We start from the raw sequence: 25,883 nt of genomic DNA on the forward strand, positions 1-25,883 counted from the left end.
CAATAACGGTAGGGTATTTTGAGAGGGCTGGCAAGCCTTTTCTTTTTGTGCAACCTTCTAACATTTTGGTTGCAATTCTCTTAACTTTTATTTTGCACTAAACACCCAAAAATAATTTGTTCTTGAAGATGATTAGGTTCAAACTTTGGGATATTTGCTTCGTACCATTGCCTACGACGTTTAATTAAATTCTCCTTTAATTGTTGTTTATATTTTTCACACTTAACTATATTATTTCTTTTAGCAATAGTACGGACTTGAAAAGAGCTTAGATTTAAATGTTTGGCTATGTCATCGGTAGAGCTTGTAGGAAAGTGCTTTCTAATATAATCAATAAAATGACCTTGGTTCATATTATTTCCCCCTCACCTTAACAGAATATATGTTCTATTTATTATACCATAGGAAAGGTTAAATAATGATTAATTATATGTATATATTACTTTCAATAAAGCCAATAATTTCTACTAAGCGAACCAAAACAAAGCTGGAACATGAAATTAACCTGTTCCAGCTTCTCTTTAAGAATTATATACATTGTCATTAAGTGAATCACATAGCTCCGAGCGATGTCAATCCATTAAGCTAATGATGAACAGTGAATCTTAATAAGTTCGTAACTGTTCTGTTATTCCCTAAAAATTACTAAACCAAATCCCAATCGCCGATCCCGCATAGTTCCCAATAATATAACCAAGCGTCCCAACAATCAAAATCGGCCCTACTAACTTCGTCCATCCACGAGAAATCGCCATCGCAGCCGCCGTCGTTGGTCCACCGATATTCGCGTTACTTGCAAGAATGATTTCCTCAAGTGAAAACTTAAATGCTTTCCCAAGTGTGAAGGAAACAAGCATATTAATGAATACCATAATTGCTACAAATACTAAGATAAGTGGAGCGTTTTGCAGAATTAATGGTAAGGATGCCGGTACCCCGATGACCACGAAGAAAATATAGATCAAATACGTTCCAATTTCTTGTGCACCATTGATGTTTTCGAATAAACGCGGGAAAAATGAGACGGATAGTAAGGTTAACGTTGTAAGCATTAAATAATTGTCTCCAAAGATCCCGTTTAATACGTTGTAAAAGACATTGACATTTTCACCGGATGGAATGAGTCCATCAAAGAATTCTGCTAGCGTAAAGGAGATCGCTACAATAGCAAACGCACTACCTACTGCTAGACCGATATCTTTTAATGAAATTTCTTTTCTTCCCCAATAAGAAGACGCCAGGTTTTCATCTTTGTTTGTGTTGCTTTCCAGCTCATCAATATATGGCGTTCTGAACTTTCTTCTAAAGAAGTTAAGGGTAGGTATTAATATAAGAACGAGGAAATAAATGGCCATAAGCAGGTTATCTGCAACAACTGTAGATGAAACGGTTTCTCCTGGCACTTCAAATTTTGCTGCCATCGCTGCAAAGTTGACGCCACCTCCAATGTAAGAACCTGTCATCATCGCACTGATCATATAAAGTCCTGGAATAACATCCTTGAGTAGGAAGAATGCAATAATTACTCCAGCAACCGTTCCAATCGAGCTTAATAGGAAAATAATTAATAATCTTCCACTTTCATTCCATATTTTAAAAATATTAGATTGGAATAAAAGAAGTGGAATAGCTAATGGTACGACATAGGTCCAAACTGTATCATAAACGGGTGATTCAGTTGGGATGATATTGAAGTTGGCTAGTAACATCGCACCAACGAGGGCAATGATTGCTCCTGAAAGTTTGGATGCCCAATCGTACTTTTGTTCCAAGTAAATACTTACTGCTGCCCAACCTGCTAAAAATGCCCATAGAATCCAAGTATCATCTGGTTGAATAATTGAATATAGCAAAATAGTTTCTCCCTTTCTATTTTATATTTAAAAATCAGTAACCGCTTTCAAATTTGTTGCGGATTTTGTCCTATATTCACTGCTCGATGTAGTCGAGCAAGGGAATAAATCTGACGGGGTCTGCCTCTAGCTATCGGTTGTTCCTCTCCAGTAACTTCTGCTAGTTCAGCCTGTTCCAATTTGTGCAGTATCCTCCGAGCACTTCTAATCGATATCCCCAGACCAGTGGCTAAATCTGAACTTGTGAAGTACTCTCCTTTACTATTGGAAAAAGATAGAATCCGATTAATTGTTGAACCGCTTAGATTGGCTTGTTTTGATATCGCGTTAAGTTGTGGTTGGTTATTTCGTGTTGAATAGCTTAAAGGATTGTCTCCACCTATTGGTCCATGCACGACACCATCAATATCCCTGACGTAAAATACCAGTTTGTCCATTGGTGATTTTGCTAAGGCTTCTCGGGCATAAATTTCTGCCTCATTCGTTGTTTGACCAATGCCAATTCCCATTCGAGGTATGATTTCTGTTTTCCGGTAAATTTCCTCGAGTAACTTCATTTCATTGGAAGAGAGATTTTTTTCGAATTGAAGGGCCCCTCGAGTTGTAATGAATTTCAGTTCTTGCTTATGATCCGTCCATTTAACGATTGCTTGTAATTTCTCACCATAGTTGATCATGATATTTTTTAAATCTAATATTTTCCTTTGAAACTGATACTCTGTCAATTGTCCGAAATTCTCTGTATGATTCCATTGAATAATGCCAGTCGCAACTTGAGATTGAAGATGGCGTAGGTTAATTCCTTCCATCAAAACTTTATCCAAAGCAGTTCGGATCGATGTCCGGGTAGGGATAATCCGACATGCAGGAACACCGAGTTCCTTTAATTTTTCATAGACAGATCCTACACAAGTAATCGCAATGTCAGTCTTTTTGCTCTTCCAAAGCTCATGATGGAATTCTACTATATTATCAATATCTTGGAGTAAACGGCCCTCATAGTAAAATAGTTTTTGATATTGTATGTCAAGCTCATCAAAGCATTCTTCGATTTGGAACTTTTGAAGATTATCAATACTTAAATTGAGATTCCCGCTAAGTAAATCCGCTTTTGATTCACGAATCAATTGAAATAGAACACGATATAACGCAGTTCCTTTGAATTCTGTATAGACCATCCGCTTCTTAAGGTTTAATTGTTCTTTCGTAATAGTATAGGGAAGGGAGCCGGCGAAAAAAAGCACATCATAGTTCTGTTCATGCTTCTCTACGATGCTTGCTACGTCATCTTCCAAGCTATACGTTACATAGTCCATGTCTATTTCTTGATAATCCTTGGCTGTAGATACGATCAAATTCTCCAAATCAGCGGGTCCAATAGCAAGCACAGAAATTTGCAACTTAATGTTCACCCCTTAAGCTTGTTCAATCGAATGGATTCCACCATAGAAAGCGATATTTCCTGTTCGCGCTGCCCAATTCTGATTCCCGTAATCAAAATGCCACCATTCTTCTTCGTAGTTCATGAACCCGGCGTTTTCCATGATTTCTTTTAATAGAGCTCTGTTGTTTCGATACAGAATTTCACTTTTTGTAGGGTTCTCCAATTTTTCGTAGGTGTCCGTTTTGGAAGCTTCCGAGAAGTCGTCAAAGTCTGTTCCCATTGGGAGCAAGCCATTATCTGTAGCAATCGTCAAATCGACAGCACCGCCAGTTAAATGGTTAGACGGTCTATTAGAATCTCTAGATGGTTTGTTCACATACTTATTAAGCGTTTCCAATAAATGTTTGCCTGACAGTCCCTTTTCTTCAAGTTTCATTTTGAAATCCTGGTATAGTGCGGATTGGACTTCATACGGTCGCCAAGCGTCGAATATATGAAAGAAGAATCCCTCTGGCAGATTTTCCGCTGCTTGTAAAAGGCGGTCTGCTGCACTCTCCCTAAGGTAACATTCTTGGATTGACCCTGGAATTTGCTGCAAGTAATAATAAGGATGTACTACTATTTTTTGAGATAGTGTGGAAAGTGGTACAAGACTCTCCCCATTTTCCTTAATAGGAATTTCCTCTCTTCTTACGGTAGTGATTAGTATTCTCCTTTCATGCTGTAGTTTTGATTTGTGTAGTGAGAGATTTATCTAGATGTATAAATCACTCCTTGTCCACTAAATATAATATTTTGACTATTTTTTATTCTAGTCTAACTACTATTTAGTGTCAATGACCGTTAATAGTCCTTAAATGGGGTGGAATATGCAGGACCGAATAATCTAACATGCCAAGAGAATAATATAAATGAAAAATTTTTTAGGAGGGAATATATGCCACAAAATCAACAATCTAGAAGGAGCTCAAACGCTATGAGTTCTGGCACAGACCCAAACAAAGTAAAACAAGAAATACAGAAAGATGTAAAGCGAGGACAAGGTGCGATGACTTCGAGAGAGGCAGGAGCAATGCGGGATTAAAGAGTCTATGAGAAAAGTATGTTTCACTAAAAGAAAAAAATGGAGTGACAACTTGTACCACTTCCTATATTAACTCATGCAGTTATCACTCCATGAACTTTTATCTCATTTTTAAAATAGATGTTGTACTTTCCTTTTAATTAGATAGAAAAACTATATCTAATGTCCAGTCTGCCAAGGCCTCGCCGCACCAGCTGCTCTCTTCTTCGGCTTTACCGGCATATTTTCTTTCTTCACAAGTTTCGGCTCCATTCCACTTTCAATCGTCTGCTTTAATTTTCCATCCATCCGATATACAGTAGGCGGAGTAAAAACACGTTTTGCTATATTAGAGCATGTTGGACATTCCTCTTCCAGTTTATTTCCTTTACTGCTTCTATGCCAGACTGTGAATTCTCCACAGTCCTGGCACCTAAAAGAATAATACGGCATATGATCACTCCATTATTTTGGTAGAATGTCTTTTGTGAAGATCGCTTTTGGAATACCAATCGTTGCGCATGTATTCGGTATGTCAACGACACCTGCTAAATGTCCTTGTACTGGAGCGGTGGAGAGTAGCATATAAGCTTGTTCACCAGTAAAGCCTTGTGTTTTCAAGTACTCAATCGCGTTCAAACAAGCATTTTTGAAGGCAATATTTGCATCCAAGTAGGTCTGCTTACCTGAATGATCTACCGATACACCTTGGAATACAAGATATTCATTATAGTTTGGATTTACTGGTCCTGGTTGATAGGCTGGGTTCTTTTTAATTTGATATTTTTCCATGCCGCCTTTAATAACATCGACCTTCAATTCTATCCACCCAGACATTTCAATTCCACCACAGAAGGTGATTTCTCCATCTCCTTGGGAGAAATGCAAGTCTCCTACAGAGAGCTTGGCTCCATCCACAAAAACAGGGAAATATACTCGTGAACCTTTGGATAGGTCCTTGATGTCACAGTTTCCACCATTCTCTCGTGGAGGTACAGTTCGGGCACCCTCTCTTGCTACACGGTCGAAGTCAGCCCCCTTCAGGCCGCCTAAAACAACATTTTCTGGATTCGGTGGATTAGCAAGTGGCGGAACACGTTCTGGGTCTGTTGCTATTAATTCGCGTTCCCGCTTGTTCCATTCGTCGAGTAATTCCTGTGAAGGAGCAACCCCCATCAATCCTGGGTGAATTAATCCTGCAAAGCGGACATTCGGCACATGTCTTGACGTGGTAAAGATTCCATCAAAGTCCCAGATCGATTTTGCAGCTTCTGGAAACTGGTCAACTAGGAAACTTCCGCCGTTTTCTTTGGCAAATATCCCGTTAAAGCCCCAAGGCTGCTCATCGAAAATCCCGATATCAAGAATATCGACGACGAGTAAGTCTCCAGGTTCTGCACCATTTACGTGTACAGGGCCACTAAGGACATGAACCCTGTCTAAATTTACATGGCGGATATCCGATGGGTCATCATTGTTTTTAACTTGTCCATCGGTCCATTCCAAACACTCCATCTTAAATGACTCCCCAGGATTTACCGAAAAGGCAGCTGGAATATCCGGATGCCAACGGTTATGCCCTGGTACTTCTTGCTGATCCATCGTCTTGTTTAAATCTACTTTAAACATTGTCTTCATAAAAACCATTCCCCCTTTTAAATTGTACAGGCACATCAGTACTACTCTATTCAACATATTAGAAAAAATGCCTATATGACGGGGATTGTCCAAAATGTTAAATGAATGGACCTCCAACGGATGGATTGTGGTGCATGTACAAAATAGATTACAATAAACATATCTATTATTCTCTGTCTACTAAGTTGGAAAATAAGAGGAGTGGAACTTATGACTAAAACGATCCACCTTACTCAGCTTGAACGGGATGAGCTTTCAAAGAACCTGGATGAAAAACAGAAGCAATTCATCGATGAGTATTTGATACGTGGTAGAAAAACTGTTTTTGCAAATGTCTTGGCAAAAGGGAAAGCTGGAGGCGTGGAAGAAATAGAGATTGAAAAAGTAGCCAATCAGTGGGAATTGCAGGATTTTATCGATGCTGGTCCAGGTTGGCGGAAGAATCCTAAGCTGTTTTGTGAATGTGGTCGTGCGCTAAGGTATCAATATATTGTTCTAAACAAGGAAACGAAGGAGCTTAAAAAGTTCGGAATCAATCATTTTGAGGAGCATGTAGGAATTCCACCGCAGCTAGTGAAAGAAATAATTAAAGGGATAGAAGTAATTGATTACGAGCGGGATGAGATTCTTGTAAAAATTAATCAAAATTGGAATTTGATAGGTGAAGGCATCGCCATACCGGAAGAATTGGATATCCCGAAAGATATCGAGCAGCATTTAGAATATAGTGTGCCTTTACTTGATCGGCAGATTACACGGTTAAAAACGATCATCACAGAATATAACAAAATGAAAGAGAGCGAACGGTTGAAAAGAAATCTAGCAGAACAACAATCCCAAAAAGAGAGAAAGAAGCAACATCTTGCACAACTTAGAGAAGACTTGCTCCAACAGGGTCGTTTCCAGTTTGATTTAGAATTGGATCCAGCATTGCAAGCGGGAATCTTGATTTATTTAGAAGATCTAAATAGAACTCAGTTTTTGGCTAGTGAAGTATGTCAGTACTTGATAGATTATCATGGGGCTTCGAACGAAAAGTATTCAAGTGGAACGTTTAAGATTTTTCCACAAGTATGTCTCTTCTTAGAAAATCTTACAAAAAACGGAGAGATTGTTTTTTTGGGGAGGAAGAGGGGAATTGATCGGCTCTATCAAATTAGTGGGTAGCCGATGTTTAATTCTTACTAGTGCGGGCAAAGAAAATAACACAAGATAAATGAAAGAAGGCTCCATCCATGTCCCAATCTTATCTACAAATTTATGAAAAACTATACAACCACTACGGTCCCCAAAACTGGTGGCCTGCAGAGACTTCTTTTGAAATGATGATCGGTTCCATCCTCGTTCAAAATACGAATTGGAGAAATGTCGAAAAAGCCTTCGAACGTTTAAGGCCACACTTAGAACCGGAAAAAATCGATAAGCTGTCGATGGAAGAGCTCGCACAGCTTATTCGGTCGAGCGGATTTTATACAGTTAAAGCCAAACGGATAAAGGCATTCATATCATGGTTCAAACAATATGATTATGATATTGCTGTAATAAAGACAATGACGAAGGAAAAACTGCGGCAAGAATTATTACAGATTCATGGGATTGGCAGGGAGACAGCTGATGTTATGCTCGTTTATGCATTTGATAAACCCATCTTCGTAGTAGACGCCTATGCAAGGCGAATTTTTTATCGCCTCGGATATGATATGCCGTCAAGTTATGATGGAGTTAGAGAGTTGGTTGAAATGGAGTTGCCGTCAGATGTAACTCTATATAATGAATACCATGCATTACTTGTTGAACATGCAAAAAGAACGTGCCGGGTGAAGCCGATTTGTGAAGCTTGTCCTTTACTTGATATATGTGAACAAAGAATAGAATGAAATTCATACTATGTTTGTATTCTAACCAACCATAGAAAGCCAGGGAAAGATGTACTTTTTCTCTGGTCTTTTTTGTTGCAAAAGTTGCTTAGGAATCTGCTTTGAAAAAGATTTTTCACTAAATTATGAACATTTTTCGACAAAAAGTATTGATAAATTATTGTAATATTGTATACTTGTAATACAAATTAATAAAACGCTTACATTTAGAAGGGAGAGAATATTATGAGAAAGGTGATGGCACCTATCCTCATTTTGCTTACACTGCTGCTCGCTGGATGCGGTGATACGAAGTACTTTTCTGTTGCAACCGCTTCCTCTGGAGGAACGTATTATCCGATTGGTGTAGGACTCGGCCACTTGTGGACGGAAGAGATGGAAGGTATTAAAGTGACCGGGCAGTCGTCTGCAGGTTCGATTGAAAACATTGACTTACTTAGAAAAGGCGAAGCGGATCTCGCCATTTTACAAGGATTGATTGGGGCACAGGCTATCGAAGGGTCTGGTAGCTTCGAAGGAAATCCTTATGAAGATTTGCGCTCCATCACGATGCTGTGGGGAAACGTGGAGCACTTTGTGTTGATGAATAGTAAAGTAGAAACGGGCACGTTGGAAGATATTGAGGGGAAAAGATTTTCAGTAGGTCCACAGGCAAGTGGAACAGAGGAGTCCACGTTGACGATTATGGAGGGCCTTGGACTGACAAAGGAAAATATTACTCCTGAATATCTCGGGTACGACGATACAATATCTGCGATGAGGGATGGAAGGCTGGACGGTGGTTCTTTACCGGCAGGGGTACCTGTATCATCCGTTATGGATATGTACGCTAGTGGAGTAGATGCAACAGTTCTGGAAGTCACCGATGAGCAATTGGAAGAGATAAACAGTATTTATAATACATGGTATCGCTTTGTCATACCGGCAGGAACTTACCCGGGTGTGGATGAAGAAATTCATACGATTGCCATGCCGAACTTCTTGGCAGGATCAGTTGAAATGGAAGAAGAAGACGTATATAACCTGACGAAAGCAATCTATGAAAACTTAGATACGGTTCATAGCATCCATAGTTCTGCAAAGGAAGTTTCCTTGGAAACAGCGCTGGATGGGTTACCGGCACCGCTTCATATTGGAGCATATAACTATTTTGTTGAAGTAGGATTGGAAATTCCAGAAGAACTTATTCCGCCAGAGGCAAAATAGGAAGTTTAACTTACAGTAAGAATATATTAGAGGGGTGGGAAACTCATGCTTTTTAAAAAGAAAGCAGCAGTACAAACTGAAACAGTCGACTTGGATAAAGAAGGAGGCGGGGGAGGCCGCACACTTCAGGGCAACCAGGCAATCATTGTTGCAGCTTTTGCTTTAGCCTTGTCGCTTTTCGCAATTTATTCGAACAGTTTCATGAACATCCAGGAGATATACCGCAACACGATTTTCTTGGCTTTTGTATTTGTGTTGGGATTCCTCTTGAATCCGGCAACCAAAAATGGGGATAGAACCAAGTTCTCGATGATGGATATTATCCTTGCCTTAATAGGACTATCCGGATTGTTGTATATTATTTTCAACTATTTCACCATACATAACGAGCGGATGTCACAGCCAATTGTATGGGATTATGTATTCGCTATCATTACGATCCTAGCTTTACTGGAAGTGTCCAGAAGAAGTGTTGGGCTTTTCATTCCGATGCTGACGCTGGGGGCAATCATCTACGCCTTATTCGGTCCATACTTTGGAGGGATTATAGGGCATGCCGGATTTTCTTTGGAGCGTCTATTATTCCGCTTCTACATGACGACAGAAGGTATTTTCGGAATGACTCTATCGATTGCAACGACTTTCATTGTGTTATTCATACTTTTCGGGGCATTTCTTAACGCGAGCGGAGCCACACGTCTGTTTAATGATTTGGCGGTTGCCATTGCTGGACAGCGCCGCGGGGGACCGGCTCAAGTAGCAGTCCTTTCCAGTGCGTTGACCGGTTCCTTGAGTGGAAGTGCGGTTGCAAACGTAGCAACGACCGGTCCATTTACGATTCCGTTAATGAAACGGATTGGATTGAAGGCTCGTTATGCTGCTGCGGTAGAGGCAGCTGCATCAACAGGTGGAATGATCATGCCGCCGATTATGGGTGCTGCCGCATTTATTATGGCAGGATTCCTCGGAGTCAGCTACAACATCATCATTCTGGCAGCGATTATTCCGTCCCTTCTTTACTATGCTGGTTTAATAATTGCCATTGATCTGGAAGCGAAAAAAGAAGGATTAAAAGGAATGAGCAAAGACTCGATTCCACAAGTTTGGGCAGTGTTAAAAGAAGGTGGAGTACTTCTTCTGCCGCTGATTATCGTTATTGGTACGTTACTTGCTGGAAAAACACCAATTGCAGCGGGATTTGCCGGCATTATTTCCGCAATCATTGCAAGCTGGCTGACAAAGGATAAATCGAACAGAATTACGATCAAGAAAGCAGCACAGGCACTGGTGGATGGAGCTAAAGGTACTGTCCAGGTTACCATCGCTTGTGCGTCGGTAGGAATTTTAATAGCTGTCGTAACGATGACAGGGCTGGGGGCAACCCTTTCTTACAATATCATTCAGTTATCCGGTGGGTCACTGGCTATCATCCTAATTCTGATAGCAATCACTTGTATCATACTAAGTCTTGGTCTACCATCAACTGCACTTTATATTGTCGTAGCAGTTACTGCTGCACCAGCTTTAGTTGAGGCGGGGGTTAATCCAATTGCAGCTCACTTCTTTGTATTTTGGTTTGGTGCTTTGTCTAATATCACGCCACCAGTCGCTTTGGCATCATTTACAGCTGCCGGACTTGCCGGGGCCGACGCGATGAAGACGTCATGGACAGCACTCAAATTATGTCTGCCTGGTTTCATCATTCCGTTTATGATTGCTTATAATCCAATTATGGTGATGCAGACCGAGACTGGAGAGCTTGCTTCACCAGTAAGTGCCATTATTGTCTTTGTCACGGCGGTCATCGGAGTGTACGCCCTTTCTATCTCCGTGTTTAATTACTTCAGTGCAAAGCTGAATATTTTAGAGCGTGTGATTTTCTTTGCGGTCGCTCTACTGTTGATTCAGCCAGGCCTAGTGACGGATGCAATTGGACTAGTAGTAGGTGGACTATTACTGGCATGGCATATCGTCCGTGCCAAAAAACAAAATGAATTGGAAGATAAAGTAGTCGGCATATAATTATAAGGAGGAATTTCATGCAAATACAACGGAAAAAAGTATCAGAATTGGTGCTAGATGAATTAAAAAATATGATTAAATCTGGAGAAATTCCTCCTAATAGTAAATTGCCGACAGAGAAAGAACTGACGGAGCGGTTTGGAGTGAGCCGTGTTCCTATCCGTGAGGCTTTAAGTGTATTGGAAGCGAGCGGCATCATTGAGTCAAAACAAGGCGGTGGAAATTGGGTGAGAGAAGTGAATCTTGCCAATATGTTCGAAAACGCCCAATTTGAAATGGTCGATGTCGAGCAGGTACACGATCTCTTGGAAATGCGGACGATCATTGAATCAGAGTCCGCATTTCTCGCCGCTTCCCGTCATAAAGAATCAGATATGAAGAAACTGAAGGAAAGTTTGGAAGCTTTCAAAGAAGTGATGGATGATGAGTGGTCTGTCGGCTATGAGGCGGATTTCACCTTCCACCGAATTGTAGTGGAGGCTGCTTATAACCCCTTCTTAACAAAGACAATGAATAACCTATCTGATCTTCATTTACGTGCCCTCAAGTTTTCCTTGGAGAAGAACCTGGGTTGGGCAGCGAAACGGAAGGAAGTCTATTTGGAGCACGAGGAAATATATGAAGCGATTAAGCGAAGAGATGGAGAAGCAGCAAAGCAAGCTGTCATTAATCACCTGACAAAAGCTCGCATCAAGCTGAATGACCCTCGTGTGACGGGAAAAGGGGAGAACAGTAATCATGCAAATAAATAATATCTATTGTATCGGAAGAAATTATAAGAAACACGCATTGGAATTAGGTAATGAGGTGCCTGAAGCACCGCTTGTTTTTTCCAAGCCGACGAGCGCACTTGCAAAAGCGGATGGAAGTAGGATTTCATTTCCAGGCGACCGAGGAGAAATCCATCATGAATTGGAAATTGTCCTCTATGTAGGAAATAAGGTGGATGAAGGTTTCACAGTCGACGACGTAGTGACACATATGGCGCTTGGAATTGATTTCACATTAAGGGATGTACAATCAAAGCTTAAGAAAAAAGGCCATCCTTGGCTGATTGCGAAAGGGTTTAGGAATGCTGCGATTGTTACAGATTTCTGGGATTTCCCAGGTGTGGAAAAACTGAAGGAAACAGATTTTTACCTACAGCGAAATGGTGATATCGTTCAAGAAGGTAATATTCAATCGGTCATTTTTGATTTTCAAACACTGCTTGAATATATTCATCAGGAAATTGGTTTAAACGAAGGAGATATCATTTACACCGGTACTCCAGAGGGGGTTGGTCCAATCGCTGATTCTGATGAATTTGCATTGAAATGGGGAGAAGAGATAAAAGGCACTTTTGTGGTCGGGAAGAATTAGTGTTAAGGATTGTGCCAAGAAAGAGTCGGGATTATCAAGTTCCGGCTTTTCTCTAACATTTCTCTGGACTGCCCACTAAACCACTGGATGATGTAAGGAGGGATAAGATGGAATTTACACCGATAAAAAAGCGGAAAAGAATCTATCAGACAATCATTCAACAAATACAAGAGTCGATTGCGAACCAGTATATTTTACCCGGTGAGAAGCTTCCCTCGGAACGTGCCTTAGCAGAAATGTTCGGTGTATCGCGGACATCGGTGAAAGAGGCGGTGACGGTCTTGGAGTCATCGGGAATTATCACGGTTTGGCCGGGTGTCGGAATGTTTGTGAATGAAGCTCCCCGGCAAGACTTGTTGCAGAAGTTTTCCGAAGTAGTGGAGAGAAGGAATTCTGATTTTATTAATCTACTAGAATTGCGACAGTCGATTGAAGGAGATGCTGCTTACTATGCAGCAAAACGCATGACCGAGATGCAGAGGGAAAAACTGACAACGATATATAACGATCTACTTGAAGTCGAGAAAATGGGCAGAATTGCATTGGATGAAGATTATGCTTTTCACTTCTGTATCGTGGAATCTTCCAATAACCCAATCATGGTGGATGTGATCAACTTGGTTGCAGATAAAATCAGGAAAAACGTGAAAGAAAGCAGGGAGCATTCGACGAAGGATGACGTATTAAATCATCGTGTAATGTTGGAACATAAAAATATCTTCACAGCAATTAAGGAGAAAAAGCCAGAAGAAGCGAAACTCGCCATGTGGGAGCATCACCAGAATATAAAAGAAAGATACATACAGCGGACAGAAGTGGGGGATGAAGATGAAGCAAGAGGAGTTAGCCACATTACTTAGAGAGATAATCCGTGATGAAAAAAGGATACTGACCGATAAGGTAGATTTATACAGCTACTCGTATGATGCGTCGTTTGGAACATATCTCCCAGACATTGTCGTGCTCGTCATGTCAACAACGGAGGTAGCAGCAATCATGAAACTTGCCAATAAACATGGTATTCCGGTTTACCCAAGAGGACAGGCGACGAGCTTAAGCGGGGGACCTCTCCCGGTACACGGAGGAATTGTCCTCGACTTATCGAAATGGGATAATGTGCTGGAGGTAGATGCGGAGGATATGGTCGCTGTAGTGTCTCCGGGTGTATTGACTGCGGATATTAATGATGCTGCCTTAAAGGAAGGACTTATTTATCCGCCTGACCCGAGCAGTTCGAACGTTTCCACAATCGGTGGTAACTTGGCAGAGAACTCTGGAGGTCCACGTGGCTTGAAGTATGGCGTGACGAAAGATTACGTCATTGGTCTTGAGGTTGTGACACCGGAAGGGGAAGTCATCCGCACCGGGGGCAGGACGGTGAAAAATGTGACAGGCTATGATTTGACGAAGCTGATCGTCGGTTCGGAAGGAACACTCGGAGTTATAACCGAAGCGACGTTACGGCTCTATCCGAAACCACAGGCTACGAAAACGATGATGGCAGTTTTTGATGACATTGTCGATTCGGGAAAAGCGATTACGAAAATTCTTAGCTCAGGAATTTTGCCTTCCAAACTTGAAATCATGGATAATGCAACAATTCAAGCGGTGGAAGCCTATGAACCTCTCGGACTACCCGTTGATGCCGAAGCGATGCTTTTAGTTGAATTAGACGGACATCCCGCAGCGATAGATGAAGAAATTCTCCGAGTGGAGAAAGTGTGTAAAGAAACAGAAGCCCGCACTGTTAAGGTGGCCAACACGAGTGAAGAAGCCAATGAATTATGGAGAGCAAGAAAGCTGGTCTCGCCTGCGATTGTTCGTGAAAAGCCGACGAAGATTTCAGAAGATGCGACCATCCCGAGGAGTAAGATTCCTGATATGTTTCAGCGTCTAAAGGAAATCAGGGAGAAATACAATATCGATTTAGTTGTCTTTGGCCATGCTGGTGATGGAAATCTTCATCCGAACATTATCGCAGATAAGCGGGATAAGGAAGAAATGCGTCGGGTTGAACAGGCGGTGGAAGAAATTTTTAAAGCCGCAATTGAACTCGGTGGAACATTATCCGGTGAGCATGGTATCGGTACACTGAAGGCGCCATTTATGGAAATGGAGCTTGGTGAAGTGGGATTGGATATGATGAAGCGGATTAAAGAAAGCTGGGATCCGAATAATATTTTAAACCCCGGGAAAATCTTTCCACAACCCGGTCAAAGGCTGGTGCTGACGAATGGCTGAACTCGCATATGAAGAAACATTTGACTGTGTCCAATGTGGATATTGTCTTCCGGCATGTCCTACATATATAACGATGAAAAGTGAAACGCATTCACCAAGAGGCCGGATTAATTTGGTGAAGATGGCTGCTGAAGGGAAAATCACTTATTCCGAATTGGAAGGGCCGATTGATCTCTGTCTCGGCTGTAGGGCGTGTGAAGTCGTCTGCCCGACCAATGTGCAATACGGAAAGATTCTTGAATCAGCTAAGGAAGCAATTCAGCATCATAAAAAAGAAAGTAAGACGATGACAAAGCGCGCGAAATTATTCCAGGATTTTGTCTTTGATAAAGCCATTCCGAATAACAAGCTGCTTCAAACCGCAGGCAGCGGACTTGCCCTGTATCAAAAATCAGGTTTACAGACGGTTGCCAGGAAAACAAGGGCCATCAACCTCTTACCGGGAAAACTGCGTACCTTCGAGAAGATCTTGCCGAATGTGGAAGGGCCGATTGAACGGAGAAGCAGAAAAGAGCACTACCCAGCAAAATTAAGGCCAGCATTTCGAATTGGATTCTTCACCGGATGCATTATGGATACGATGTTCTCGGATATTAACACGAAGAGCATCAAACTCCTTCAGGAAGCAGGCTGTGAAGTCACCGTCATCAAGGAACAGACATGCTGCGGCGCGCTTCAGAATCACAGTGGAGAAACGGAAATTACAAAAAAGCTCGCCAAGGAAAACATCCAGGCATTTGAAAAGTATGACTTTGATTATATTGTCAACAGTATCGGCGGGTGTGGAGCTCAAATGGTGGAATATGACAAGCTGTTGGCAGACGATCCGGAATGGGCATCACGTGCAGAGGAGTTTGCTAGAAAGAGTGTGGATATTAGTGTGATCCTCGGACAAGTAAAACTTCCATTTGTCAAAGAGATTTCTAAGGTCGTAACCTATCAGCCATCCTGCCATATGACGAATGTACAAAAACGGGTGCAGGAACCGCTTGAATTATTGAAGAAGATACCTGGCATCACTTATATGGAACTGCCGCAGAAGAATATGTGCTGCGGCTCCGCTGGAATCTATAATATCGTAAACTATGAAGCTGCAATGGATATATTGGATGAAAAAATGAAACAGGTGGAAAAGGTCTCTCCGGAAGTCATTGTGACAACAAACCCAGGCTGCCACCTGCAAATGAAAGTCGGTGTGGAAAAAGAAGGACTGTCCGATCAGATTGAAGTCGTTCACATCGTTGAACTTTTGACTGAGGCTTGTGGAGTGGAATAATATGATGGCTGATGGAAGAGTGGAGGAAGCAGAAAATGATTCTGCATTTTCCATTCTTTCATATTCTCCGTTTTCTTATCTCTTAAAATGGTGACAGATAAACTTTTTTAATAGCTCGCTTAGAATCTCCAACTGTGCACCTTAGTAAGTTTTTTAGTGGTACAATAAATTAAGTAAAACTTAGATATTTTAGATTCCTTTACCAAAAACTTACGTTTATCGTATAAGTATTAGGGGGATTACCTATGAGGAAGTTTATGTGGACACTAGCAATTGTGACAGTCCTGGCATTGGCGGGAGCAGCCTGGTACATCGTTTCAGACCTGTTAGCAGTCGCAGAATCGGCAAATGAAGAATTAAAAACTGACGCAGTAGCGCAACCGGCACAAGAAGAACTAGAGTCAGAGAATACTATTGAGGCTAAAGAAGAGCTTCCGGAAGAAGAAGTCTATGAAAATCCTTTTGGTGAAAGTAAAGCCCATCGGCACCTGAGAGATGATGATTATCAAAATTACATCCATCAAATGGCACATCAGAAAGTGATCGCTGATGTAAAATGGGGATTTATTGAGATTACCGGGGAGCGGATTGATTGGCTGCTTAAAGGATTACAGGAAACTGAATTAGAACATGAGGATGTTTATCGTGACATACTTGAGAGATGGGCTACGGATAATTTTGGACAAGTTGATCAAGACCATAATACAATCTGGAGATTGCAAGGTGGTACGATTGGTGAGGCAACAGGGATTCTTAGTCCAGAAGAGGAAGAAGCTTACATAAAGAGTGCACGTTAATGAAACAGGGACTATTGGAGGCATCCAGAAGGTCCCTGTTTTATTTATAAACTATAAAAGAGCTTTTCAGAGTTTCCCTTAATCCTGCAGTATTTTCTTTGCAATGATATTTTTCATGATTTCTGTTGTTCCTGCGTAAATACTTGTTACCGGAATATCCCGATAGCGGCGAGCGATCTCGTATTCTTCCATATAGCCATAGCCACCATGGAGCTGCATTGCTTCTGCTGCCACTCGTTTGGCCATTTCACTTATCCACCACTTGGCCATGGAGACTTCCTTGACGATTTCCTTCCCTTGTAAATGCATCTCGATGAGTCGGTTAACATAGGTCCTGCCTAAATCAATCTCCGTCGCCATCTCGGCAATTTTGTATTGGGTATGTTGAAAATCGGCGATGGTTTTGCCAAACGCTGTCCGTTCTTTGACATAACTTATCGTAAGTTCGAGCATTCTTTCAGCTTCGATTTGGACCTGCAAGGCAACTACTAGTCTTTCTTGCTGAAGTTGCTCCATCAAATAATAGAATCCTTTTCCTTCCTCGCCAAGCAGATTTTCTACATGTACTTTCGCGTTGTCAAAAATCAGTTCTGCCGTATCACCACTATGCATCCCGACTTTGTTTAATTGTTTGCCGCGTTTAAATCCTTCCGTTCCATCTTCAATCACAAGCAAACTGATCCCTCTATGAGCAGGTTCTGCATCTGGGTTGGTCTTACAAACAACAATGACATAATCAGCGTTGCCGCCGTTAGTGATAAATGTCTTCTCACCATTTACGATATAGTGTTCGCCGTTTCTTTTGGCAGTTGTACGGATTCCGGCAAGATCGGAGCCGGCACCAGGTTCTGTCATTGCAATCGCAGAAATAAATTCACCAGTTACACTTTTCGGCAACCACTTTTTCTTTTGTTCCTCCGTTCCATAAATGGAGATATACGGGGTGACAATATCGGAATGGAGGCAAATTCCACTCGCGATACCAGAACCGACTTTTTCCAATTCCTCAAAGAGCACGGTCGAATAGGAAAAATCTAGTCCAAGGCCACCATATTTCTCATCTACCCATGGAAGTAAGAATCCATTTTCTCCAAGCTTATTCCACACCTCTCTAGGAATAGCACGTTCTTCCTCCCAACGTTCATAATAAGGATAAACTTCTTTCTCTAACATTTTCCTTAAAGCATCACGAAACATATCGTGTTCATCGGTTAAGAATGACGGTTTCATTGCATCTCTCCTCCTCATTTTATGGGATACCGTGAATTGGTATTTTTCTTACGCATAAAACTTGATGTAATAATTATCAGAATATTACTTATAGAGTAATATAACATAAAATGATGGAGATGAAATAATGATTTCTTTTATTGCAATAGACATTCACCCAACATCATTCAACAGAATACTATAGCAGGAGTGAACTAGAATATTTTTATGAGGTGGAATGAACAACATGTATTACTTTTATCAAAATCCATATATTCCGGTTTATCATCCCTTAATGCCAAGGAATTTACCGATGGATGCATATTATCCCCCAATGGGGCAACCAGCTTATCCAATCCAGCAACAAGGCCATTGTATAAGCCAAGCGGAAGTCGATTACCGGAATGAGATGCGCAGTCTTTGGGAAGAACATGTGGCATGGACACGGATGGCAATTATCAGCTTAGTATTCGACTTGCCTGATATTGAATTTGTTTTGAAGCGATTACTGAGGAACGCAACAGATATGGGGAACATGATTCGCCGATTATATGGAGATTTAGTGGCGCAGACGTATACAGACCTCATTCAACAACATCTATTAATTGCTGCAGATCTAGTCAAAGCAGCGATAGCTGGAGATCAGCAAGCTGTTGCGGAAGCAGATAAAAAATGGCATGAAAATGCGGATGAAATTGCGGTATTTTTAAATAGTGTAAATCGCTTTTTGCCGGAAGAGGTTGTTCGAGATATGTTTTATGAACATTTAGCACTGACAAAACAAGAAGCGGTCGCGATGATAAATAAAGACTTTCAGAAAGATATTGATGTCTATGATGCTATTGAAAAGCAAGCACGGCAAATGGCAGATGCCATTTCAGATGCCATGGTCCAGGCTTATCCTAGTGTTTTTTAGAAAAGGAAAGTGGTGTCACTTTCTTTTTTTTGTTGGTTGGGACAAGCCGTAGACAGGCATCATACATTTATTTTCGATATTTTATTTCTCCGCCAATAACGGTCATATCCACTTCGGTCTTCAATAAATCATCTGGATTCTCCATCTCAAACGGATGATGAGAGAAGACGGTCATGTCTGCAAATTTGCCTCTAGCAATGGTTCCTTTTTTAGTCTCCTCGTTTGTTGGATATGCTCCATACTCAGTGAATAACTGAAAAGCTTCTGTCACCGACAATTTTTCCTCTATATTATATCCTCCATGGGTGTCGCCCGGAGTTTTTCGCGTCACTGCTGCATGTATACCGAGCAATGGATTCACCGGTTCGATAGGTGCATCGGAACCGCCAGCACAGATGACACCTGCTTGAAGAAGAGATTTCCAAGCATAGGATGTTTGAATGCGTTCTGTGCCAAGTCTTTCCTGAACCCAAGGAAAATCACTCGCCAAGAAACGCGGCTGGATATCAACGATACGCGATGGATGACGAAGCCTATCAATTAATTCTTTCCTTAATACTTGTACATGGATGATGCGATCCCGATAAGAGACCGTAGGAAATTTATCTAATGCATTCAATACATTTTCCACAGCTTGATCACCAATTGTATGAACTGCGACAGGAAAATGTAATTCTCGGGCTTTTCTAATGATATTTATTAATTCATCCTCACTATACATAGCCGTCCCATAGTTATCTGGATCATCCGTATAGGCTTCAGATAATAGTGCAGTTCTTCTGCCGAATGCCCCGTCGGCAAATATTTTAATCGCACCGATTTGGAGCGTATCATTACCATAGCCTGCATACATTTTATTCGCTCGTAAATCATCCAGGAACTCATGGTTGATTAAGAGATTTGTCCGGAGACCGAGTTGCTCTTTATTCAATAATTGATCGTAGATTTGGTAGGTTTGTTCAAGGCCTCCAAGTGCAAAAGGGTCATTGGTATGAGCACTCGTGATTCCTTGTTTGATAGTGAATTGAATAGACTTTCGCAAAGCATTCTTCCAGTCCGCAAAAGAGCGCTTCGGAATATGCTGTGCAATAAGCTCTTTTGCACTCTCAAGCAGAAGTCCGGTAGGTTGCTTCGTCGTTTCATCTAAAACAATGGTTCCGCCCTTCGGTACTGCCATGTCCGGATGATAGTTGGCTATCTCTAAGGCTTTGCTGTTCGTAACAGCTGCATGCCGGCATATTCGAGTGAGAAGCAATGGGTTGTCGGGAGCTACATGGTCCAACTCGGAAATCGAAGGGATTTTACCTTCCGTAAATAGATTTTCATCCCAATTTCCGCCAATGATCCATTCTTCAGGGGGGAGGGATTTGGCCTTCTCTTCAATTTTCTCAAGCATTTCCTGTTTTGTATTAGTTCCTGTCAGGTCAAGTGTCACAAAGCTTTCTGCAATTCCGGCTAGATGGAGATGGCTATCCGTTAGGCCTGGGGTTACAGTCTTCCCTTGCAGATCAATGACCTCTGTGTCAGAATCCTTCCAGAAGTTGAGCATTTGCTTGCTCTCGCCCATATCGATAAAAATTCCATTCTCTGTGACAACAGCAGAAACGATAGGCTGGATTTTATTAAAGGTATATATCACACCATTTACGTAAATTTTTCGCATCATTTTCTCTCCTCATCATACCTATTAGCAGCAGACCATGATTTTTATTCCGAATTCTAAGAAATTACTAACATACTATCATATTAATAAAATTTGGCACAAGTATCGGTGTGAAAATTAGTTTGATAGGAAGTGAAAATGAAGGGAATCCAACAAGGATTATAGAATGTATTAAATAAGTGAGAAATAATAGAGTTGTATCGGCAGGGAGGTCACGAGGTGTTAACGGAAACAGTACATATTGCCGTTCCAACGGCTTTTTTGTATGATGAATCGTTATATGTTGAGGGGACGGTCAATCATATAAGGAATTTATCTAAGCAAGGTGTGAAGTCCGTACTTGTGTCGGGAACCACAGGTGAACAGCATAGCTTGAGCTTGATAGAAAAGTTAGAGCTGATCGACGGAATAGAAAAGGAAGCAGAACTTATTCAGAATATGGAGATTATCTTTGGCGTCTCTTCCGTCAGACAAAAAGACGCAGAAGAGCTGGCAGAAAAGATTAGTACTACAAACTTTTCCGGAATTATGATTGGATATCCTCCATATATCAAACCGTCACAACAAGAAGCAATTGTTTATACAGAAAGATTACTGCAACTTAGTAATAAGCCTGCAATTCTATATAATAATCCAGGCAGAACAGGTTTTGATTTAGCTGAAGAAAGCATCATTTACTTAAGTCAGTACGCCGAGATAGTCGGAGTGAAGGATGCAGGTTCGGTTGAAAAAGTTGCAAGAATTAAAGATGCTATACATAGAAACGATTTTTACTTTTATGCTGGTGGAGAAGTTGAATTGGTGGAAAAAGTAGCTGGTGGATATAACCGGCTGTCATCCATTGCTGGAAATGTCTTGCCGAAAGAAATATCGCAATGGTTTAATAAGTTGGTTGAGCAACAGGAAATAACCGGGCGGGAAAGTGAACAAATCCATTCTATTTTGGAAGAAGTTTATCGTGGGAATGCCATTGTAAACGTGAAAAAGATGATTAGTGAGCAAGGATTTCCGATTGGCGGTTGCCGGTCTCCAATTGGAAATAGTTTATTTTAGTAGAGGGAGGGGTGAGAAAATGACAAGTAGACATCTTTTTCTATTCGGCGGAAGTCCTCCATTTGTTGATTTTACTGGGGAAAAATTTGCAAATCTGTCTTTAAATGAAAAGGGAAAAGTTGCAATATTATTTCTTGAGAGGGAAGGCTGGAAGGAATATATGCCTAAATATACGGCAAACCTCGAAGCACATGGTGTAAATGACTTTATTTATATTCCGCTGGCTTCTATATACGATCAATCACTATTATCCCAATTAGCATCATGTACAGGAGTAATTATTGGTGGTGGAGATACCGCGCTATATCGAGATTTTATTGTAGATACTGCAATTGGTAATGTAATAAAAGAAATGTATGAGAAAGGTGTGCCACTAGCAGGCTTCTCGGCAGGGGCTCTCATCAGCCCTAAAAATTGCGTCATTTCACCAATTGATAATACAAAGAAGAAACAGCTCTTTCTTGAGGGCTTGGGATTATTAAAAGATTTAGTGATTGCCGTACACTTTACGAAATGGAATGAGAAAGATAATTTAAAATCAGCGTTGAAAAAGACAGGTGTGTCAATTGGCTATGGAATTGACGATGAAGGATATCTATATTTTGAAAATGAAAGATTGATTGATAAAGGCTCTAGGAACTTTTATGTCTTCAATGGATTATAACGCTTGAATATGATTGGGGTTTCATAATGGGGAGAACAAAATATGTGAAAGTCTGGAACTTAGATAGTTTATTTCCAGAAGGCAGTAAATCTACACAATTTCAAGACCATGTTAATCAACTAGAAACAGATGTTTCTGCAATGGAATTATATATGGAGCAATATAATAAATCTTTAAGTGGTAATGCGAACCACGTCAAATATATTTTGGAGCAATTATCAAAGATAAGGTTAAATTTATCACAAGCCAACTCCTACATCACTTGTTTACTTGCACAAAACACTAAAGACCATGAAGCCTATAAATTAAAAGAAGTTACTTCTTCAATAACTGCTCGTTATGATTCAATCCTAAAGATTTTTCAGCATGCCATATTACGTACTACTGAACAGGCTTGGCAAAAAATATTAGGACATGAAGTCTTGAAGGATTACAGTTTTATACTTAATAATTGGCGCAGTAAGGCAGAGAGATACGAAAATGTGGAATTAGAAGGAATAATTTCCGACTTGAAGATGAATGGTTTTGATGCTTGGGAACAGTTTTATCGTTCACTTATAGGCAGCATTAAAGTAAAGGTTAAAAAGGACGACGCCTTGAAAGAGTTTTCTGTTGGACAAACGATAAATTTGCGCTCCCACGCCGATGAGAACGTACGTAAAACTGCACATGAAGCAATGGAAAATGTTTGGAGAGAAAAGCAGAACATATTTGCACAGATTTTGAATCGTGTGGCAGGATTTCGCATACAGATCAACAGGAACAGAGGAATAGATACTTTGTCAGATTCACTGTTTGACAACCGTATGACTGAAAAAACGTTGAACGCTATGTGGTCAGCGGTAAATAAATATAAACATCCTTTTACCGCCTATCTCAATGAGAAGGCAAAATTGTATGGCGATAATAAAATGAAGTCATACAATTTCTGGGCACCAATTGGCGATAACAATCAAAGTTTAACGTATGATGATGCGGTGGATTTTATATTAGAGCAATTTAGTAGTTTCGGAGATAAGTCGGAAAGTTTTTCTCAACAAGCATTTCATGAAGGCTGGATTGAGGCTGAAGATCGGACAAATAAATCTCCAATTGCATTTTGTGCAAGTTTCCCTCGTTCTGCTGAATCTAGAATTTTTATGACTTTTAATGGAAGTATGACGAACGTGCTGACACTAGCCCACGAATTAGGTCATGCTTTCCACAATGAAGCAATGAAATCCGTTCATGGATTTAATCGGCAATATCCGTTAACCATGGCTGAAACAGCTTCTACATTCTCTGAACAAATCATATTAGATGCAGCGTTAGAAAAAGCGGAGTCTGCCAAAGAAAAATTGCAGATACTTGATGAAAAACTAAAACGCAGCGTCATGAATTTCATGAACATGCATTCCAGATTCCTCTTTGAAAAGTGGTTCTATGTGGAACGTGAAAAGGGGTATGTTTCAGCGACCAAGTTAAATGAATTAATGCAAGATGCATTTGAAGTTGCATATGATGGTTCATTTGATCAACCATCTTTATATTCCTGGGTTTGGACACCACATTATTATTTGACACAATCCCCTTTCTATAATTATCCCTATACATTTGGATATTTATTTTCTATTAGTCTATATGCTAAAGCAAAGGAAGTAGGGAAGGGATTTGAAAAGAATTATATTTCCTTACTTCGTGATTCAGGGAGTATGTCTATTGAAGAATTGATGAAAGAGCACTTAGGAGAGGATATTACATCTGAAGATTTTTGGGAAAAGGGATTAAAATTATGTGTCCGAGATGCGGAGGATTTTATTGAATTAGTCCATGACATGAATCAGGAGGATAAAAAGTGAATATAAAAGGTATTAACCATTTGTTGTTTTCCGTATCTGATTTAGATGAGTCTATTGAATTTTATCGAAATGTATTTCAGGCCAAATTATTGGTGAAAGGGAGGAGTACTGCCTATTTTGATTTAAATGGACTTTGGCTTGCTCTAAATGTGGAGCACGATATTCCTCGTAACGAGATAAAAGAATCTTATACTCATATCGCGTTCACCGTTGCTGAGGAAGAGTTCGATGATATCATTACAAAGTTAAAGCAACTGAATGTAAATATTTTACCTGGTCGGGAAAGAGATGCAAGGGACAAGAGATCCATCTATTTCACCGATCCGGATGGCCATAAATTTGAGTTTCATACAGGAACATTGGAAGACCGGCTGAGTTACTATAGAGAAGAGAAAACGCATATGGAGTTCTTTGACTAAAAACATTCTATTCAATAGGGGTGAATCTATGAAACTTGCGGTTAATTATTCGAAAGAAACAGAGGAATTGATTCAGGAGGGCGCCATACAAGTAGATATGTTCAAGTGCCCGGATTTCAGTGATGAGCTGATTAAACAGGCTGAATCAACAAAAAGAAGTTATATTCATTTCGACCTGAATGCTGGAAGTGGACAAATGGGGGAAGTAAATTGGGAGCGTATCAAATACCTTAAGAAAAATACAAATACACCTTATATCAATGTCCATGCCGTCGCCTATGCAAAGGATTTTCCGAATGTAGATGTTCTTACAACAGATCAAACCGATATTAAAAAGATAATCCATGCAGTTGTACATGATATTGAAATGTTGGCTGAAAAAGTTGGTGCTGAAAATATTATTTTAGAAAATGTAATCTGCCGCGGAAAAGGTGACTATATGATGCGGCCGATTATTGAACCAGCTGTCATCAGTGGAATTATTGGTCAAACTGGTTGTGGCCTCTTGCTTGATATTGCTCATGCTCAAATGACCTCCATGTGTCTTGGTTTTGATGTGAAAGACTATATATCACAACTGCCACTTGAACATTTAAAAGAACTTCATATTACAGGAATCCAGTATCACGATGAATCTCGACGTCTGCGTGACAGCATGCCAATGACCGAAGACGATTGGAATTTGGCTTCATGGTCGTTAAAGCAAATTAAAGCCGGAAATTGGCCAGAACCATGGGTAGTTGCTTTTGAATATGGTGGAGTAGGTCCAATTTTTGAATGGCGGACGGACAAAAAGGTGCTGGCAGAACAATTGCCTGTTCTTTATAATCTAGTGAAATAGATTTTCCAGGCTATATTCTCCATTCATCGGTATAATAAAAGAGAGAATCATACATAAAAACGGCAATAGATAGGAGAATAGAAAATGAGTATTGAAAACGTTTAGAAGAACTTGGTATTGAACTACCTGAGCCGGTTGCTCCACTGTATAGCTATGTGCCACTTACGATTCATCAAGGAGTGGCCTATGTCAGCGGACAGGTCCCGAGGATTAATGGAGAAGTTCCATACCCGGGTAAAGTTGGAACAGAAGTTACCGTTGAGCAGGCACGGGAGCTCGCTGAGTATTGTGTTTTGAAAGGTTTGAGCAGTGTAAAACAGGAGATTGGCACGCTTGATAACGTCGAACAAATATTGAAATTATCCGGTTATATCCAAGCAGCTCCAGGATTTAATGAAATGGGTAAAATAATGGATGCAGCATCAGAGTTGCTTGTTCAGATTTTCGGTGAAAATGGTCACCATGCACGTGTCGCAATTGGAGCGGCAGAACTGCCAAGCAATACACCAATTGAGCTTGACTTGATCATTGCGGTAAAACAATAACAATAAGCATACATGT

The 25,883-nt window shown here is 40.6% G+C and carries 25 protein-coding genes and 2 pseudogenes; 18 read left to right on the forward strand and 9 right to left on the reverse strand.

What is annotated here, in order from left to right:
• Nucleotides 1-80 precede the first annotated feature (80 nt).
• From ACFSBH_RS16675 to ACFSBH_RS16690, 4 genes are all read right to left on the reverse strand, one after another.
• On the reverse strand, nucleotides 81-353 hold the full coding sequence (locus ACFSBH_RS16675) for a hypothetical protein (protein ID WP_379598679.1): 273 nt from the start codon (nucleotides 351-353) through the stop codon (nucleotides 81-83).
• A gap of 282 nt (nucleotides 354-635) precedes the next feature.
• The gene (locus ACFSBH_RS16680; protein ID WP_379598713.1) at nucleotides 636-1,856 is read right to left on the reverse strand and encodes a DUF819 family protein; all 1,221 of its coding nucleotides are present in this window, start codon (nucleotides 1,854-1,856) and stop codon (nucleotides 636-638) included.
• A 44-nt stretch (nucleotides 1,857-1,900) separates the two neighbouring features.
• The gene (locus ACFSBH_RS16685) at nucleotides 1,901-3,265 is read right to left on the reverse strand and encodes a helix-turn-helix domain-containing protein (RefSeq protein WP_379598681.1); all 1,365 of its coding nucleotides are present in this window, start codon (nucleotides 3,263-3,265) and stop codon (nucleotides 1,901-1,903) included.
• A 3-nt stretch (nucleotides 3,266-3,268) separates the two neighbouring features.
• The gene (locus ACFSBH_RS16690) at nucleotides 3,269-3,835 is read right to left on the reverse strand and encodes a M15 family metallopeptidase (RefSeq protein WP_379598683.1); all 567 of its coding nucleotides are present in this window, start codon (nucleotides 3,833-3,835) and stop codon (nucleotides 3,269-3,271) included.
• Between the two features lie 339 nt (nucleotides 3,836-4,174).
• Between ACFSBH_RS16690 and ACFSBH_RS16695 the strand changes: the two genes are divergently transcribed.
• A complete protein-coding gene (locus tag ACFSBH_RS16695; RefSeq protein ID WP_251514626.1) occupies nucleotides 4,175-4,321 on the forward strand; it encodes a hypothetical protein in 147 nt (48 codons plus the stop codon).
• A gap of 159 nt (nucleotides 4,322-4,480) precedes the next feature.
• On the opposite strand, the gene ACFSBH_RS16700 is transcribed toward ACFSBH_RS16695, so the two are convergent.
• The 3 genes and pseudogenes from ACFSBH_RS16700 to fmdA all read right to left on the reverse strand — a co-directional run bounded on the left by ACFSBH_RS16700 (nucleotide 4,481) and on the right by fmdA (nucleotide 5,938).
• Entirely contained in the window at nucleotides 4,481-4,609 is a 129-nt protein-coding gene (locus tag ACFSBH_RS16700; protein WP_379598715.1) for a hypothetical protein, read from the reverse strand.
• Nucleotides 4,610-4,633: 24 nt separating this feature from the next.
• Nucleotides 4,634-4,753: pseudogene (locus ACFSBH_RS16705) on the reverse strand (FmdB family zinc ribbon protein); the annotation flags it as partial.
• A 12-nt stretch (nucleotides 4,754-4,765) separates the two neighbouring features.
• Nucleotides 4,766-5,938 (reverse strand): formamidase, encoded by a 1,173-nt coding sequence (fmdA, locus tag ACFSBH_RS16710; protein ID WP_379598685.1) that lies wholly within the window; start codon nucleotides 5,936-5,938, stop codon nucleotides 4,766-4,768.
• Between the two features lie 210 nt (nucleotides 5,939-6,148).
• On the opposite strand from fmdA, the gene ACFSBH_RS16715 reads away from it, so the two are divergent.
• From ACFSBH_RS16715 to ACFSBH_RS16760, 10 genes are all read left to right on the forward strand, one after another.
• Nucleotides 6,149-7,105, forward strand: a complete 957-nt coding sequence (locus tag ACFSBH_RS16715) for a DUF3895 domain-containing protein (RefSeq protein WP_379598687.1) — start codon at nucleotides 6,149-6,151, stop codon at nucleotides 7,103-7,105.
• Nucleotides 7,106-7,173: 68 nt separating this feature from the next.
• On the forward strand, nucleotides 7,174-7,815 hold the full coding sequence (locus ACFSBH_RS16720; RefSeq protein ID WP_379598689.1) for an endonuclease III domain-containing protein: 642 nt from the start codon (nucleotides 7,174-7,176) through the stop codon (nucleotides 7,813-7,815).
• Nucleotides 7,816-8,040: 225 nt separating this feature from the next.
• Complete coding sequence (locus ACFSBH_RS16725) at nucleotides 8,041-9,021, forward strand: TAXI family TRAP transporter solute-binding subunit (protein ID WP_251514636.1); 981 nt, start codon at nucleotides 8,041-8,043, stop codon at nucleotides 9,019-9,021.
• Between the two features lie 45 nt (nucleotides 9,022-9,066).
• Nucleotides 9,067-11,043, forward strand: a complete 1,977-nt coding sequence (locus ACFSBH_RS16730; protein ID WP_251514638.1) for a TRAP transporter permease — start codon at nucleotides 9,067-9,069, stop codon at nucleotides 11,041-11,043.
• A 17-nt stretch (nucleotides 11,044-11,060) separates the two neighbouring features.
• A complete protein-coding gene (locus ACFSBH_RS16735) occupies nucleotides 11,061-11,795 on the forward strand; it encodes a FadR/GntR family transcriptional regulator (protein ID WP_251514640.1) in 735 nt (244 codons plus the stop codon).
• The gene (locus ACFSBH_RS16740; RefSeq protein WP_379598692.1) at nucleotides 11,782-12,405 is read left to right on the forward strand and encodes a fumarylacetoacetate hydrolase family protein; all 624 of its coding nucleotides are present in this window, start codon (nucleotides 11,782-11,784) and stop codon (nucleotides 12,403-12,405) included. Before ACFSBH_RS16735 ends, ACFSBH_RS16740 begins: the two co-directional genes overlap by 14 nt.
• A gap of 107 nt (nucleotides 12,406-12,512) precedes the next feature.
• Nucleotides 12,513-13,265 (forward strand): FadR/GntR family transcriptional regulator, encoded by a 753-nt coding sequence (locus ACFSBH_RS16745; protein ID WP_379598694.1) that lies wholly within the window; start codon nucleotides 12,513-12,515, stop codon nucleotides 13,263-13,265.
• Nucleotides 13,234-14,646: an FAD-binding oxidoreductase gene (locus tag ACFSBH_RS16750; protein WP_379598696.1), complete on the forward strand. Its 1,413-nt coding sequence runs from the start codon at nucleotides 13,234-13,236 to the stop codon at nucleotides 14,644-14,646. Before ACFSBH_RS16745 ends, ACFSBH_RS16750 begins: the two co-directional genes overlap by 32 nt.
• Complete coding sequence (locus ACFSBH_RS16755; protein WP_251514654.1) at nucleotides 14,639-15,922, forward strand: (Fe-S)-binding protein; 1,284 nt, start codon at nucleotides 14,639-14,641, stop codon at nucleotides 15,920-15,922. The genes ACFSBH_RS16750 and ACFSBH_RS16755 overlap by 8 nt, the downstream gene beginning before the upstream one ends.
• 245 nt (nucleotides 15,923-16,167) lie before the next feature.
• On the forward strand, nucleotides 16,168-16,719 hold the full coding sequence (locus ACFSBH_RS16760) for a DUF6241 domain-containing protein (protein ID WP_251514656.1): 552 nt from the start codon (nucleotides 16,168-16,170) through the stop codon (nucleotides 16,717-16,719).
• A gap of 78 nt (nucleotides 16,720-16,797) precedes the next feature.
• Here the strand turns inward: ACFSBH_RS16760 and ACFSBH_RS16765 are convergent, their stop codons facing one another.
• A complete protein-coding gene (locus tag ACFSBH_RS16765; protein ID WP_251514658.1) occupies nucleotides 16,798-17,949 on the reverse strand; it encodes an acyl-CoA dehydrogenase family protein in 1,152 nt (383 codons plus the stop codon).
• A 226-nt stretch (nucleotides 17,950-18,175) separates the two neighbouring features.
• Between ACFSBH_RS16765 and ACFSBH_RS16770 the strand changes: the two genes are divergently transcribed.
• Nucleotides 18,176-18,844, forward strand: a complete 669-nt coding sequence (locus ACFSBH_RS16770; protein WP_251514660.1) for a hypothetical protein — start codon at nucleotides 18,176-18,178, stop codon at nucleotides 18,842-18,844.
• A 67-nt stretch (nucleotides 18,845-18,911) separates the two neighbouring features.
• Here the strand turns inward: ACFSBH_RS16770 and ACFSBH_RS16775 are convergent, their stop codons facing one another.
• Nucleotides 18,912-20,510: an amidohydrolase gene (locus tag ACFSBH_RS16775; RefSeq protein ID WP_251514663.1), complete on the reverse strand. Its 1,599-nt coding sequence runs from the start codon at nucleotides 20,508-20,510 to the stop codon at nucleotides 18,912-18,914.
• Between the two features lie 216 nt (nucleotides 20,511-20,726).
• Between ACFSBH_RS16775 and ACFSBH_RS16780 the strand changes: the two genes are divergently transcribed.
• From ACFSBH_RS16780 to ACFSBH_RS16805, 6 genes and pseudogenes are all read left to right on the forward strand, one after another.
• On the forward strand, nucleotides 20,727-21,560 hold the full coding sequence (locus tag ACFSBH_RS16780) for a dihydrodipicolinate synthase family protein (protein ID WP_379598700.1): 834 nt from the start codon (nucleotides 20,727-20,729) through the stop codon (nucleotides 21,558-21,560).
• A 19-nt stretch (nucleotides 21,561-21,579) separates the two neighbouring features.
• The gene (locus ACFSBH_RS16785) at nucleotides 21,580-22,224 is read left to right on the forward strand and encodes a Type 1 glutamine amidotransferase-like domain-containing protein (protein WP_251514665.1); all 645 of its coding nucleotides are present in this window, start codon (nucleotides 21,580-21,582) and stop codon (nucleotides 22,222-22,224) included.
• A gap of 26 nt (nucleotides 22,225-22,250) precedes the next feature.
• Nucleotides 22,251-24,062, forward strand: a complete 1,812-nt coding sequence (locus ACFSBH_RS16790; protein WP_379598703.1) for a M3 family oligoendopeptidase — start codon at nucleotides 22,251-22,253, stop codon at nucleotides 24,060-24,062.
• Nucleotides 24,059-24,481, forward strand: a complete 423-nt coding sequence (gene fosM / locus ACFSBH_RS16795; RefSeq protein ID WP_251514669.1) for a FosM family fosfomycin resistance protein — start codon at nucleotides 24,059-24,061, stop codon at nucleotides 24,479-24,481. The genes ACFSBH_RS16790 and fosM overlap by 4 nt, the downstream gene beginning before the upstream one ends.
• A 28-nt stretch (nucleotides 24,482-24,509) precedes the next feature.
• Nucleotides 24,510-25,322, forward strand: a complete 813-nt coding sequence (locus ACFSBH_RS16800; RefSeq protein WP_251514672.1) for a multinuclear nonheme iron-dependent oxidase — start codon at nucleotides 24,510-24,512, stop codon at nucleotides 25,320-25,322.
• Nucleotides 25,323-25,432: 110 nt separating this feature from the next.
• A pseudogene (locus ACFSBH_RS16805) lies at nucleotides 25,433-25,867 on the forward strand (RidA family protein); the annotation flags it as partial.
• Nucleotides 25,868-25,883: the final 16 nt, after the last annotated feature.

The sequence above is a fragment of the Oceanobacillus luteolus genome (assembly GCF_042678205.1).
GTDB lineage: Bacteria > Bacillota > Bacilli > Bacillales > Amphibacillaceae > Oceanobacillus > Oceanobacillus luteolus.

Bases quoted from the DNA above. Each gene is read 5' to 3' on its own strand.
- ACFSBH_RS16675 (WP_379598679.1), bottom strand. From the start codon at position 353: ATGAACCAAGGTCATTTTATTGATTATATTAGAAAGCACTTTCCTACA.
- ACFSBH_RS16695 (WP_251514626.1), top strand. From the start codon at position 4,175: ATGCCACAAAATCAACAATCTAGAAGGAGCTCAAACGCTATGAGTTCT.
- ACFSBH_RS16700 (WP_379598715.1), bottom strand. From the start codon at position 4,609: ATGGATGGAAAATTAAAGCAGACGATTGAAAGTGGAATGGAGCCGAAA.
- fmdA (WP_379598685.1), bottom strand. From the start codon at position 5,938: ATGAAGACAATGTTTAAAGTAGATTTAAACAAGACGATGGATCAGCAA.
- ACFSBH_RS16715 (WP_379598687.1), top strand. From the start codon at position 6,149: ATGACTAAAACGATCCACCTTACTCAGCTTGAACGGGATGAGCTTTCA.
- ACFSBH_RS16720 (WP_379598689.1), top strand. From the start codon at position 7,174: ATGTCCCAATCTTATCTACAAATTTATGAAAAACTATACAACCACTAC.
- ACFSBH_RS16725 (WP_251514636.1), top strand. From the start codon at position 8,041: ATGAGAAAGGTGATGGCACCTATCCTCATTTTGCTTACACTGCTGCTC.
- ACFSBH_RS16730 (WP_251514638.1), top strand. From the start codon at position 9,067: ATGCTTTTTAAAAAGAAAGCAGCAGTACAAACTGAAACAGTCGACTTG.
- ACFSBH_RS16735 (WP_251514640.1), top strand. From the start codon at position 11,061: ATGCAAATACAACGGAAAAAAGTATCAGAATTGGTGCTAGATGAATTA.
- ACFSBH_RS16740 (WP_379598692.1), top strand. From the start codon at position 11,782: ATGCAAATAAATAATATCTATTGTATCGGAAGAAATTATAAGAAACAC.
- ACFSBH_RS16745 (WP_379598694.1), top strand. From the start codon at position 12,513: ATGGAATTTACACCGATAAAAAAGCGGAAAAGAATCTATCAGACAATC.
- ACFSBH_RS16750 (WP_379598696.1), top strand. From the start codon at position 13,234: ATGAAGCAAGAGGAGTTAGCCACATTACTTAGAGAGATAATCCGTGAT.
- ACFSBH_RS16755 (WP_251514654.1), top strand. From the start codon at position 14,639: ATGGCTGAACTCGCATATGAAGAAACATTTGACTGTGTCCAATGTGGA.
- ACFSBH_RS16760 (WP_251514656.1), top strand. From the start codon at position 16,168: ATGAGGAAGTTTATGTGGACACTAGCAATTGTGACAGTCCTGGCATTG.
- ACFSBH_RS16765 (WP_251514658.1), bottom strand. From the start codon at position 17,949: ATGAAACCGTCATTCTTAACCGATGAACACGATATGTTTCGTGATGCT.
- ACFSBH_RS16770 (WP_251514660.1), top strand. From the start codon at position 18,176: ATGTATTACTTTTATCAAAATCCATATATTCCGGTTTATCATCCCTTA.
- ACFSBH_RS16775 (WP_251514663.1), bottom strand. From the start codon at position 20,510: ATGATGCGAAAAATTTACGTAAATGGTGTGATATATACCTTTAATAAA.
- ACFSBH_RS16785 (WP_251514665.1), top strand. From the start codon at position 21,580: ATGACAAGTAGACATCTTTTTCTATTCGGCGGAAGTCCTCCATTTGTT.
- ACFSBH_RS16790 (WP_379598703.1), top strand. From the start codon at position 22,251: ATGGGGAGAACAAAATATGTGAAAGTCTGGAACTTAGATAGTTTATTT.
- ACFSBH_RS16800 (WP_251514672.1), top strand. From the start codon at position 24,510: ATGAAACTTGCGGTTAATTATTCGAAAGAAACAGAGGAATTGATTCAG.